General features: G+C 38.7%; 10 protein-coding genes. All 10 read left to right on the plus strand.

Annotation, left to right across the window (positions count from 1 at the left end):
• The first annotated feature begins 57 nt into the window (after window positions 1-57).
• The 10 genes from ABXT51_RS03630 to ABXT51_RS03675 all read left to right on the plus strand — a co-directional run bounded on the left by ABXT51_RS03630 (window position 58) and on the right by ABXT51_RS03675 (window position 13,486).
• The gene (locus ABXT51_RS03630; protein ID WP_416696173.1) at window positions 58-708 is read left to right on the plus strand and encodes a helix-turn-helix domain-containing protein; all 651 of its coding nucleotides are present in this window, start codon (window positions 58-60) and stop codon (window positions 706-708) included.
• Between the two features lie 383 nt (window positions 709-1,091).
• On the plus strand, window positions 1,092-2,567 hold the full coding sequence (locus tag ABXT51_RS03635) for a glutamine synthetase family protein (RefSeq protein ID WP_416679266.1): 1,476 nt from the start codon (window positions 1,092-1,094) through the stop codon (window positions 2,565-2,567).
• Between the two features lie 76 nt (window positions 2,568-2,643).
• Window positions 2,644-3,582: a glutamine amidotransferase gene (locus ABXT51_RS03640; protein ID WP_416696174.1), complete on the plus strand. Its 939-nt coding sequence runs from the start codon at window positions 2,644-2,646 to the stop codon at window positions 3,580-3,582.
• Window positions 3,570-4,412, plus strand: coding sequence for a GXGXG motif-containing protein (locus tag ABXT51_RS03645; protein ID WP_416696175.1), 843 nt, complete (start codon window positions 3,570-3,572; stop codon window positions 4,410-4,412). The genes ABXT51_RS03640 and ABXT51_RS03645 overlap by 13 nt, the downstream gene beginning before the upstream one ends.
• 35 nt (window positions 4,413-4,447) lie before the next feature.
• Window positions 4,448-5,782, plus strand: a complete 1,335-nt coding sequence (locus ABXT51_RS03650; protein ID WP_416653217.1) for an FMN-binding glutamate synthase family protein — start codon at window positions 4,448-4,450, stop codon at window positions 5,780-5,782.
• 14 nt (window positions 5,783-5,796) lie between these two features.
• Entirely contained in the window at window positions 5,797-6,183 is a 387-nt protein-coding gene (locus ABXT51_RS03655; RefSeq protein ID WP_416696176.1) for a hypothetical protein, read from the plus strand.
• A 204-nt stretch (window positions 6,184-6,387) separates the two neighbouring features.
• On the plus strand, window positions 6,388-8,688 hold the full coding sequence (locus tag ABXT51_RS03660) for a DUF1989 domain-containing protein (RefSeq protein WP_416696177.1): 2,301 nt from the start codon (window positions 6,388-6,390) through the stop codon (window positions 8,686-8,688).
• Window positions 8,689-8,853: 165 nt separating this feature from the next.
• Entirely contained in the window at window positions 8,854-9,795 is a 942-nt protein-coding gene (locus ABXT51_RS03665) for an ABC transporter substrate-binding protein (RefSeq protein WP_416653225.1), read from the plus strand.
• 199 nt (window positions 9,796-9,994) lie between these two features.
• On the plus strand, window positions 9,995-11,056 hold the full coding sequence (locus tag ABXT51_RS03670) for a quaternary amine ABC transporter ATP-binding protein (RefSeq protein ID WP_416696178.1): 1,062 nt from the start codon (window positions 9,995-9,997) through the stop codon (window positions 11,054-11,056).
• A gap of 18 nt (window positions 11,057-11,074) precedes the next feature.
• Window positions 11,075-13,486, plus strand: a complete 2,412-nt coding sequence (locus tag ABXT51_RS03675) for an ABC transporter permease (protein ID WP_416696179.1) — start codon at window positions 11,075-11,077, stop codon at window positions 13,484-13,486.
• Window positions 13,487-13,490 lie beyond the last annotated feature (4 nt).

The raw sequence follows: 13,490 nt of genomic DNA on the forward strand, positions 1-13,490 counted from the left end.
GATAAGATAATTTTCTTTATAGTGTAATTTTGTTTATTCTAAGTAAATTATTAATTCATGGCTTCAATTAAAAATACTGCGCAAAAAGAACAAAGCGTCTCCATAGTAAACAAAAATCTTCCTAGTTTTGGTACTGATAAGCAACTAGAAGCCTCGATTGGAAAGCAAGTCAGAATCTCTCGAAAAAATGCTGGCGTTACTTTGCAGCAACTCTCAAAGCAGTCACTCTTATCTCCAAGCATGCTCTCGAAAATTGAGAATGGTCAAATTAGCGCTTCCTTAAAAACAATTCAGTTGATCTGTCATGCACTTAATATTTCAATTACGTCACTATTTAAACAGCATGATAAGGACGTAGAGCCAACTTTTATTAAGTCAGGTAATGGCTTAACAATTGAGAGGGCAGGATCAGATGAGAGTAGGCACTACCAATTACTCGGTCACAACGTGAGTGGTTCTCTTAAGGTAGAGCCTTGCCTTATTACGGTAACTTCAAGAGATTATGATTTTCCTGACTTTCAGCATAAAGGGGTTGAATTTATTTATATGCTCAAGGGTGAAATGGATTATTACTATGGAACTGAGATATACCACTTCCAGAAGGGTGACTCGATATACTTTGATTCTGATAAGCCACATGGCCCTAAAAAAATCATTAGTGATGAGTGCCAGTTTCTAACGGTTATTTGCTCAAATAATTCTGATTAGGTTGGTTTTAAGTTTTAATAATTTAAACTTTCTTTTTCTAAAATTATCCTTCCCTAAACTTTCTCTAAATTAAAACTTTTTTCTTGTTTTTCTGTAATTATTTAGAAGAAAATCAACGCTTTATTATATTTCTTTAAAATCAATAAAATTTCTTGACAATGGAATATCATTAGGCGTATACTCAAACTTTAATTTGCTGTTACTCCATCTATTTGGAGTCAAAAAGAGTCATTTATATAGTAATTTATTTGACCTCTATTACTAAAACGGCAGTAAATTCATTAGTGTTTCTGTTTTGGTTTATATCATACGAATCAAAATAAAAACATGCATAGGGGGTAAATCTTTAATAGAGATTTTTTTTATTTTTTCGGAGAGATTAAATGACAGATTTAGAACAGCACGTTAACGAGCCCGGTCGCGACAAACTTGTAAAAGAAGTCAAGGCTAAGATCGAAGCATTGGGCGTTACATATGTATATTATCAATTTGTTTCAGTTACAGGACGCATTGTAGGTAAAGGTATTCCTGCGCGCCACTGGGAAAGGTTAGCTGAAAAAGGATTTCAACTTGTATATGGCTCAACAGCCAACTTATTTGTAGATCGTCATGGAGACTATATTGGTTACGGCCCTGAGTCTTCTGAGCTTGTAGGTCTTCCAGATCCTGACACATTTTGTCAGCTTCCATGGGACAAAAGAGTAGCGCGCGTTTTTTGTAGACTTTATAGAAACCGTGAAGAGCGTGAAAATCCAGGTGAAGCATTAACATCAGATTGTCGTGGTAACTTATATAGACAACACAAAGAATTCCAAGACCAGTATGGTTTAGACATGCGCTGCGGCACTGAGCCAGAAATGATGTGGCTAAAGCGCGGTGAAGATGGCCAGCCAAACGGCGGAGTAACAAAGCCGAACTGTTACCACATTGATCAGTTTGAAGAGTTGCGCCCTGTGTTTATGAAAGTTATTGAATACTCAGAGCAAATGGGTCTTGATATTATTCAGGGAGACCACGAAGATGCCCCAGGTCAATTAGAGCTTAATACCCAGTTTGATGACGTATTAAGAAATGCCGACCGATTGACGACTTATCGTCAAATTTGCGCGCAAGTTGCTCGTGAGTTTGGTTTAATTGCATGCTTTATGAGTAAGCCTTTCATGGGAGTGTCTGCATCAGGCTGTCACCATAATATGTCTTTATGGGAAGGCGGCAAAGATGTATTCCATCCAGAAATTGCTGGCGAAGGAGAGCTTCCAGGAATGCCTGGTAACTTTATGTATAAAGAAGGCGGCAAGAACACATTTATGCCGGACCCTTCAATCGATGAAAAAATGCCTGGTCCAATTGGCCTTCAATCAATCGGTGGCGTTATTAAGCATTTACCCGCGCTAACTTCAATTGGCTCTTCTACAGTGAATTCTTATCGCCGTCTTTGGGATACTGGCTTTTGGGCGCCAATTTTTGCAGATTGGGGTTATCAAAACCGTACATGCGCACTACGCGTTTCTGCGCCAGGGCGCTTTGAATACCGCTCAGTTGACTCGATGGTTAATCCTTACTTAATGGGTTCAGCGCTGTTAAAGGCGATGGGCGATGGTATTGATAATAATCTTGATGCAGGCGAGCCTGAAGAGCGCAATATTTATGCAGCAATGGAGGCAGGAAAGCAAGTTAAGAAGCTACCTATGTCTTTAGGTGAGGCATTAAATGAGTTAGAAAATGATGAGGTAATTAAATCATCGATGCCAAATGAAATGTATAAAGTTTTTCATCATTATAAGAAAGATGAATGGGAAAGATTTAATGCCACAGTTACAGATTGGGATTTAGAGACTTATATAGATTGCTTGCCATAGGGCTAAGTTTTCTTTAGTTTTTTTTAGAGTGCCCACTTAACGGTGGGCAATTTTTCGGGAAAAAGGAGATTATTTTATGTGCGGAATAGCAGGAATTATTCATAAAAAAGCTGGAAAAGGCGTAAACATTGGTCAGCAGATGACATCAATGCTTCAGGCTTTAAAGCATAGAGGTCCAGACTCAACTGGATATGCAATGTACGGTAAAGATAATGGAAATCAAATATTAAGATTCAAAGTTGCTGAAGCTGCTGATCTGGAAGGTAGCTATGATATTCATGCTACTATCAAAGATCGCTTAGAAACGGTCAACTCAAGACTTACTGAATTAGGCGTTAAGGTTGTTAAGAAAGAGAGCCCAACTGAGTATGCCCATCGTTATGAGGTAGAGTTTTCAGGTGACATGAAAAAAGTTGCCGACTTTGTCGAAGATGTTGAAGGCGTTGAAATTTTATCTATTGGAAACTCACTCGAGTTAGTTAAAGACTTAGGAGATGCATCGGTTGTTTCTGATCAGTATGGCTTAAATGACTTTAATGGTACTCACGGAATTGGACACACCAGAATGGCGACAGAATCTGACGTAGATATTCGCTCAGCTCACCCTTACTGGGCTTATCCTTTTAGTGACGTTGCAGTTGTTCATAACGGACAGCTCACAAACTACTGGACAAATAGACGCTCACTTGAGCGCTCTGGCCACCGTTTTTCATCGAACTGTGACTCAGAACTCATTGCTGTTTATCTTGCAGACAGAATGAGCCAAGGTGACGATTTAGAAACTGCTATGAAAGGCTCAATAGACTACCTTGATGGCGTTTTCACTTATTTGGTTGCAACAAAAGATCAACTTGGTATGGCCAAGGATGTTATGGCTGCTAAACCAATGGTTGTATACGAAGGCGAAGATATGATTGCGTTAGCTTCTGAAGAGGTTGCAATTAGAACTCTATTTGATCATCGCATTGATACATTTGACCCATATCACGGAGAGGTAAAAGTATGGCAGAACTAAGGAAGGAAACGTCCCAAGAAATGGGACTTCACGATGAGCAATTAAAAGGAAGAACTCAGAAAAAATTCTTCTCTGTTGATGAAAGTGAAAATTTAACATATTTTCACTCATTTGATGTTGATACTAGCAAGACTGCTACGATTGATGCACTTGACATGACGCCAAGAGAAATTAATCGTGAAATCAGAGAATTAATGGAAAAAGGTATTGGTGACATTACTGTTGATAATCCTATGTCAAGGCATGGCGTTGGTGTTGGGATATTAAACAGACTTAACTTAACTTTCTCAGATAGTTTAGGCTATTTTGGTTGCGGCTTAATTGATGGGCCTAACGTTCATATTAAAGGCCGAGTTGGTTGGTCATGCGCAGAAAATATGATGGCTGGAACTGTAGTTATTGATAAAAATGCTGGCTCAACTTTTGGCGCTGCTATTCGTGGAGGCGATCTTGTCTGTAAAGGCAGTGTTGGTGCTCGTACTGGTATTGATCAGAAGGGCGGCACAATTATTGTTGGCGGTAAGACAGGTGCATTTTCTGGATTTATGATGCAGCGCGGACGCATGATTGTTTTGGGTGATGCTGGAATGAACTTAGGTGACTCAATGTATGACGGCACTATTTATGTTGGCGGTGAAGTAGAAGAACTTGGAGTTGACTGCGTGCAGGCTGATATGACAGAACTTGATGTTCGCTACTTAACAGAGAAATTAGCCCTTTATGGAATGAAGACTCCTAGAGGCGTTGAGAAAATGCAAAAACATGTTTCTGGAAAAATGTTATGGAACTACGCTAACTTAGAGCCTAATGAAAAGAAACTAATTCTTTAATAGTGCTTTTAACAAATTAAATAAAAGGAAATATTATGAGTGATTCGGAAAAACATAGACTAGGTAAAAGTTTTATCTTCCCTAAAGCAGTGATGGATGATATCCACATTAAGTCTGATTTGGGAAGATACAGAATGAGAGGATTCTCTCTTTTTAAAAAAATTCCAACATGGGACGACTTAACATTTATGCCAGGAACGTTAACCCGTTTTGTTATTGAGGGTTATAGAGAAAAATGTTTAACTAAAACAATTATTGGGCCAGAGGCTCCAAGACCACTAGAGCTCGACATTCCAATTTATATTACAGGAATGAGTTTTGGTGCGTTGAGTTATGAGGCTAAAACTGCTCTAGCTCGCGGCGCTACAATGGCAGGAACAGCTACTTGTTCAGGTGAAGGCGGAATGATTCCAGATGAGAGGCGTTACTCAAGTAAGTGGTTTTATCAGTGTATCCAGTCTCGTTATGGCTTCAATCCACAACATTTACGTTTAGCTGATAGTGTTGAGTTTTTTATCGGACAAGGTTGTAAGGTTGGTTTAGGCGGGCACCTAATGGGTCAAAAAGTTACAGATCAGGTTGCTGAAATGCGTTCTTTGCCTGCCGGTATTGATCAGCGCTCTCCTGCGAGACATCCAGACTGGCTTGGGCCAGATGATTTGGCGCTTAAAATTGAAGAAATTCGTGAAGCGACAGATGGTCAGATTCCAATTCAGCTTAAACTTGGTGCAGCGCGTGTATACGATGATGTGCGTATGGCTGCTAAAACTGGTTGTGATAGTATTTATATTGATGGTATGGAAGGCGGTACTGCTGCTGGACCACATATTGCAACAGAAGAAACTGGAATTCCAGGAATTGCAGCAATTCGCCAAGCTCGAAGAGCAATTGATGATGTTGGAATGAGCGGCAGAATTTCATTAGTTTATGCTGGCGGTATTCGAAATGGTGGTGATGTTGCTAAAGCGGTTGCACTTGGTGCTGACGCGGTTGCGATTGGTCATTCATCGCTTATGGCGCTTAACTGTAATAGAGATATTCCTGAGGCTGATTTTGAAGCCGAAATGGGCGTTAAAGCTGGTGAATGTTATCACTGTCATACTGGGCGCTGCCCGGTTGGTGTGGCAACTCAAGATCCTGAGCTTAGAAAGCGTCTAGATCCGGATGAAGCATCAGAGCGTGTATACAACTTCTTACATACACTAGCAATCGAGACACAAATGATGGCTCGTGCATGTGGCAAGACAAATATTCACTCATTAGAGCCAGAAGATTTAGCTGCGCTTACTATGGAGGCTTCAGCTTGTGCACAAGTTCCTATTGCAGGTTCACAGCACACGGTTGGCCGTCCTGATATGACACGTTTTTAAGATAAGGAGTTATTATGAGTAAAAATGAAGAAACATTTGAAGTTGGTGCTGATGGCTTAGATACCGATCGTGAGCAAATGATTGGACAGCATATCGGTTATAGATATGATGTAAACCTTGTTCCTGATCTTAAGTTTATGACGCCTTTTTTACAAAAATATATTGAAAAAATGGGCTGGAAAGATCTTAACTGGTTAGAAGATATTCATATGGGTTATGAGGGCGATCAAGCTGCTGTTTTTGATAGAAATATTAATGGTTGGGTAACTATTCCGGACAATATAAAACTTCCAAATAACCAGCAAGAGCGAGATATGATTGCTCGTGAATTATTGGTTAAGTTTCAAATGTCAGAAAATCATCCGATGGTTGACCTAAATAACGCTTACCGTAAATTCTAACTACTGTAAGTGATTTCAAAAGGGGTTAGTTTAGAGTAAAGCTCTAAATCTTAACTCCTTAGTTTGTCGGCATTCCACCCCCTGGAGTGCCGTATAAACTATCTTTCTATTTTTTAATTTATTTCATTGGTGCTTGAATATTTTCAAATTGACCTATAAATTATTCTATGTATACTCAAACTATCTGTTAAATTAGTCTACTAAATGAGAGTTTCTAATATTAAATATGATGGAGATTTTGAAACCTACCAAATACTTGGAGGTGAGGCAATATCAATTGACTTAAAGAGTGGTGATTCAGTAGAAATAGTTGATGTAGAGGGGGATCAGCAGTGCAGTGTTTTGGCTTTTGATTCTAAAAGTTCATCTGTATTATCCTCGTTAAACTGGGTTACAAAACCCACAAATAAAACCTACGAAGTTAATTCTGATGATTGCTCAGATATGCTCAAAGTAATTCTAAAAAAGAACAAGATAAAATCTACTTCTCTAACAGGTGCTGAACTTTTCTCATCCTCTAATCCTGCTGATTCTCGCCAATCTTTTGATATTAAAAATGATGCCTTATGCGTATTTGATGCTAAAGGTGGACCAATGACAGTAGATAAGCAAAACTCACCAACAGAGATTTTGATTAATGTTTCTCGATCAAACCCAACAATCCCATCTGAGCGTCTTCCAGAACCTTTAGCTAAGACCTCAAAGGAGATTAGGGTCAATCATAGTAGTGCAGTTGCCTACAAGGTAAAGGCTGGAGAGTATATTCAGGTTATTGATGTTGAAGGCCAGCAGTGTTCAGATTTCCAAGCATTTTTACAGGAAGATCTAAATAACAGTTTAGAGTTGTGTCTTGACCCTACTGTGACACGGTCTCAGATGATGGCGAGTTATCCAGCTCCTGGAACCCACGATAAATTTTATAATCAAAACTCAGTGCCGCTAGTAGAAGTAATTCAAGACACTGTATGTAGGCATGACACTTTTGGCCTTGCATGCAACGCAAAATATTATGATGACAGGGGATTTCCTGGTCATATTAGTTGTACTGATAATTTTAATAAATCACTTTCACAGCATGGAGTTTCTCCTCGAAAAAATTGGGCGGCTGTTAATCTCTTTTTTAATACGGCAATTGAAGAGTGTCATTCACTAACCTCAGATGTTTCGTGGTCTAGGCCTGGCGATTATGTATTATTTAGAGCAGTTGATGACCTTGTGTGCGTGTCTTCAGCGTGCCCAGATGACACAACCTCTTCTAATGGATGGAATCCAACGGACATACATGTTAGGATTTATGACAAATCTAATACTTTCCCATCGGCGACGGCTTTTAGGCCTGACCCACAATCAATACCGACTATGACTAAAGAAACTGGTTTTCATAATAATACCTCTAAATTAACTAAGAACTTTGATAACTATAATGGCTATTGGCTGCCACTTGAGTACGACAATTTAGGCGCCATTAAAGAATATTGGCAGTGCCGTGAAGGCGTCGCAATGATAGACCTTGCCCCTCTTAGGAAGTTTGAAGTTTATGGCCAAGATGCTGAAGCTTTAATGCAATATGCAATTACCAAAGATGTTCGAAAACTTGCAATTGGACAGGTCGTGTATTCTGCCATGTGCTATGACAATGGCTGTATGGTTGATGATGGAACGCTATTCCGTATGGATGTAAATAACTTTCGTTGGATTGGTGGCTCTGACGATGGTGGGAAGCTGCTTCGAAAAATTGCAGATGAAAAAGGATTTGATGTCCGCGTTAAATCATCTACAGATCAGCTTCATAATGTCGCTGTTCAGGGTCCAAAGAGCCGTGAAACTCTAGAGAAAATTATTTGGACGCCAAAACTACATACAAATCTTGTTGACCTTAAGTGGTTCCGTTTTACTATTGGTCGAATAGGTGGTGAGTTTGGAATACCCGTCATGGTATCAAGAACTGGATACTCCGGTGAGCTAGGTTATGAAGTGTTTGCACACCCTAATGATTGTGAAGCAGTTTGGGATGCTATTGCAGACGCAGGTAAAGAATTTGGTATATGTCCTTTAGGATTAAATGCTCTTGATATGCTAAGAATAGAGGCAGGTTTAATTTTTGCAGGTTATGAATTCTGTGATCAAACAGACCCATTTGAAGCGGGTATTGCGTTTACGGTTCCATTGAAAACAAAAGAGGAAGATTTTTCTGGTAAGGAATCATTAATTCTTCGTAAGAATTCTCCCCAGAGAGTTCTGGTTGGGTTAGAATTAGGTTCAAATGAGCTTGCACTTCATGGGGATGGGGTGTATATTGGGAAACAACAAATCGGAGTAATTACAAGTGCGACTCGCTCTCCGATTTTAAAGAAGAACATTGCACTTTGTAGAATTTCAGTATCAGAGTCAGAAATTGGTAATGAAGTTGAGGTAGGAAAATTAGATGGACACCAAAAGCGTATATCAGCAAAAATTGTACGTTTTCCGTTTTATGATCCTGAAAAGACTCGAGTAAGAATGTAGTTATTTTCAGGAAAAAGAATGCTTTAGATTAGTAATTAAGTCTAAAGCTGTAAGTATGGTTTTTAAGGCAGTATTTGTTAAAAAAATCATTTTAAAGTTGAATTTTTTGAGATTTTTTTATAATTTTCTTAAATAGATTTGATTAAACAATAAAAGGAGAAATAAATGAATAAGTTTACAAGTAAGGTGGCTGCTGCTGCTTTAACGATGACTTTAGCTTCTGTCTCAGGTCAGGCTCTTGCAGCTGACTCTTCGAAGCCAATTGTCATTCCAACACATAACTGGTCAAGTCAAGTTGTAATGGCTTATGTTATTGGTGGTATTTTTGAAAGCATGGGTAACAATGTTGAATATGTTCCAGCTGATTCTCAAGCTGTTTATGAAGCTATTCGTAATGGAGACGTAACTATTTCACACGAGGTATGGCAGTCTGCATTTGGTGCATCTTTTTATAACGCAATGGAGAAAGGCGGAATTGTCGATGCAGGTAACCATGAAGCAATGACTCTTGAAGAAATGGGTGTTCCACAATGGGTTGTGGACGAAAACCTATGTCCAGGACTTCCAAACTGGGAAGCACTTAAAGACTGTAAAGATGTCTTTGTTACTGCAGACTCAGGTGGTAAAGGTCGTTGGTTAGAAGGACCACAAAGTTGGCATGGTAACCTTATGCCAGAGCGTATTGCTGCGTTAGGTCTTGGTGATGACTATATGGTTAAGTTTGCTGGTGGTGCAGATGCACTATGGGCTGATTTAGCTGCTGCTAAAAAAGAAGGCCGTGGAACAATCGTCTTTAACTGGACTCCAAACTTTACAGATGCTGATGGATTTGCATTCATTGAATTCCCTGAGTACTATGATGGTTGTAGAACAGTTGATGGTGGTGATGGTGCTTGTGGATCTCCTAAAGGTTGGTTGAAAAAAGCAGCTAACTATAAGTTCCCTAAGACACATCCAGCTGCTTATACAGCTTTCACAAAGATGTCTTTCTCAACAACTCATATTGGTCAAATGGCCGCACTTGTTGACGTTGATGGCATGAGCCATCAAGATGCTGCATCTGCATGGCTTGCTGCTAATCAGGATGTTGTTTCAGCATTTAAATAAGGCTTATATAGCTTAGACTTCTTAATTTTTTAAGGAGTTTGTTAATGTTTTAAATATCTCCCCTGGGCTTTCTCAGCTAGGGGAGATTTATTATGCCCTTGAAAAACTTTAGATAGAATTACCCACTAATAACTTTCAGACAGAAGATATTTTTTGTATACTACAGTTATAAGATTTAAATCAATTTTGGAATTTTTATATGACACCTAAAGAAACTACCATTCAAAGCAAACAACCTGTCATCAAGTGTGACTCAGTCTATAAAATTTTCGGTGAAAATGCAAAAAAACTACTTCAAGAGGCTAATGGTAAGGTTGATGCTCAAGAATTTCAAGATGCTGGCTGCGTAGTTGGTGTAAATAGTGCTTCATTTGAAGTGTATGAAGGTGAGATGTTGGTTGTAATGGGTCTTTCAGGTTCTGGAAAATCAACACTACTTAGATGCATTTCTAGGCTAACAGATACAACTGCTGGAAATATATACATTGATGGTGAAGACTTGCTTGCCTTAAACTCGAAAGAGCTTATTGAGCTTAGAAGAAATAAAATGGGAATGGTGTTTCAAAGCTTTGCACTACTCCCCCATAAAACCGTACTAGAAAACATTGCATTTCCATTACAGGTTAAAGGAAGTAGTACTAATGATAGTATGAAAAGAGCAATGGAAATGGTTGAACTTGTTGGTCTGACAGGCCGTGAAAATTACTTTCCTAGAGAGCTCTCAGGTGGTCAGCAACAAAGAGTTGGAATTGCTCGCTCATTAGCGGTTGAACCAGATATTTGGTTTTTAGATGAGCCATTCTCTGCCCTGGACCCATTAATTCGAAAAGAAATGCAAGATGAATTTTTGAGATTACAAGGTGTATTAAACAAAACAATTCTATTTGTTACTCATGACTTCGATGAAGCATTAAGACTCGCTGATCGAATCGCAATTATGAAAGATGGCATTATTGAGCAGTTAGATACTCCAGCTAATATTGTTCTTAATCCAGCAACTGAGTATGTTCGTAAGTTTACTGAAGAAGTTCCTAGAGAAAAAGTTCTAAAGATTGAGTCAGTCATGGATCCAGTTGGCAGCTCTGATGAAGAGTTGAGTGAACTTCAGGTTTCTAAAGACGCAATTATTGAAACTGTTGCGGAAGCAGTGCTTAGTGAACAAAAGCCGGTAGCTGTATTGGATGAAAATAATAATATAGTTGGCGTTTTAAATTGCTCTACTATTATTCATGTCCTTTTTGGTGATCGCTCCAAATCATAATATTTAGATAAACTGACTATGGAATTTCTTAAAAATAATCCTAAACTACTTCAATTTGGCATTGTTTTAATTGTATTTTTTATTCTCATGTCAATGACGGGAGAATATCACGATATTATTTTACTTCGTGATGGTTTTGCTAATAAAGTTAAATCTGGAGAAATCGATGCCATAGTTGGTTTCTCAGAGTCATTTAGAATGATTCTTAGTGGTCAGCTCCCACCTCAATTAGTAAGACTTCCAGAATTAAACTTTTTTAATCCAGTTACAGATACTTCAATAGTATTTAAACTCATAGCTCTCTTAACTATTCTTGGCTTGCTATTTAGAAAGTTTCTTTTGACTACTAAGGAAACTAGAGATCTTCCAATTGTCTGGTTTAAACAAAACTGGACAAAGTTGTTTGTCTATATACCTGCCGGAATTATTGTTGGCTTTCTAATCCTACCAACACTATTGAATTGGTTTTTTGGTGACATCACCACAAGTAGTTTTTGGACAATGAACCAAATCATTAATGATTCTGCAGAATTTGTAATGTACGAATGGTGGCCGGTTGAAATTTACGATCCAGATATTGAAGATTATGACGAATCTGCAATGGTTAAGGAGATAACTAGAGGTTTTTCTCGCTCTATTCTTTTTGCTATTGAGTTTATTCGTGAGATCTTATTGGGTGGAATTAAAACAATTGTTGCCTTTACAAGCTGGGAGTGGTCTGATGCGAATGAGTGGGCAGTTTGGCCCGGACTTCCATGGACTGTTGTGTCTGCTTCAGCGATTATGATTGGCTATTTTTTAAGTGGAAGAGGTTTGGCAATATTGGCTGCTTTTTCTACCATATATATCAGTGTTTTTGGTCAGTGGGAGCCTGCTATGGAGACACTTTCATTTGTTCTAGTTGCTGCTCCAATATCTTTTATTTTGGGCCTTAGTCTTGGTGTTTGGGCCTATAAGAGTAAAACTACTGAAACAGTCTTAATGCCTCTGCTAAACGTAGCTCAGACAATGCCCCATTTCTCTTACCTTGTTCCAGTCATGGTTTTCTTTGGTGTAGGTGATCATGCAGGCGCTATAGCAACTATTATATTTGCAACGCCGCCGATGATCAGGCTGACACTTCTTGGCTTAAAAAAGGTTTCTCCTGAAGTTATTGATGCGGGGATGATGAGTGGCTGTAATAACTTTCAACTGATGTCTAAAGTTTTAATTCCTTCAGCTAGAAGAGATATTCTGATTGGCGTAAACCAGGTAATTATGCAGTGCCTAGCGATGGCAGTAATTGCTTCATTTATTGGCGCAAAAGGTTTAGGCTTTAATCTACTTCTTGCACTAAATCAGCTAAAAATAGGCCAAGCTTTAGAGCTTGGTATTTGTATTGTTCTTATCGCGGTATTTTTAGATAAACTATCTCTAGCATGGGCTAATAAGCAAACTGATTATTTTGCTGACCTACCTTTCATTGAAAGACATAAGTATGCGGTATCTTTTGCTGCCATTCTTTTCGTTGGAACTTTGTTGGCATATCTTGGAACGTTTTTGTTTAGCGACGGAATCAATTATCTTTATATGATTCCACACAACAAGGGTTACACATCTCAACTTTTTTGGCAGTCAGGTGTTGACTGGATTTGGGATACTTTTTTCTTTTCATTGCAGGGGTTTAACACTTGGTTAATTCAGGATGTCCTTATTCCAATGAAGACGGCTTACCTCTCGATGCCAGTCATAGCGACCTTTACACTCGTCATGGGCGTTGGCTATATTATTGGCGGGATCAGGTCTGCGCTGGTCGTTGGTGGTTTTTTACTGGTTATCGCTCTTTTACAATGGTGGGAGAGGGCTCTTATTACTGCCTATATGGCAAGTTTTGGCGTTATTGTATCTGGTTTAATTGGAATAACCGTTGGCTCTCTTTGTGCCAGAAATAAGATTGCAAGTAAGATTATTTTGTTGGTTTGTGATACCTTTCAAACCTTTCCTTCGTTTATCTACTTGATACCAGTTATTATGCTTTTTGGTGTTACAGATACTTCTGTACTAATTGCTGTAATTGTTTATGCTACTATTCCAGCAACTCGATACACTGTAGAGGGCCTCACAAGCGTTCCTCAAGCACTTCAAGATGCTGGCTCAATGTCAGGAGTTAATCGGATGCAGAGATGGCTTAAAATAGAAATGCCTCTTGCATTACCTCACATCATGTTGGGTCTTAATCAAACCGTTGTTTTTGCCCTATTTATGGTCATCATTGGCGCAATGATTGGAACTGATGATTTAGGACAATTTATATTGAAAGCTTTATCTGACAAACAGGGTATTGGTAATGGCTTGTTGCTAGGTTTATGTGTTGCTTTTATTGGACTTGCTGTCGATCACCTTATTCAAACATGGGCAACACAAAGAAGAAAATTACTGGGCATAGATTAAAACT

It is taken from the genome of Candidatus Pseudothioglobus sp. Uisw_050_01, from assembly GCF_048085775.1.
In the GTDB taxonomy this organism is placed as follows: domain Bacteria; phylum Pseudomonadota; class Gammaproteobacteria; order PS1; family Pseudothioglobaceae; genus Pseudothioglobus.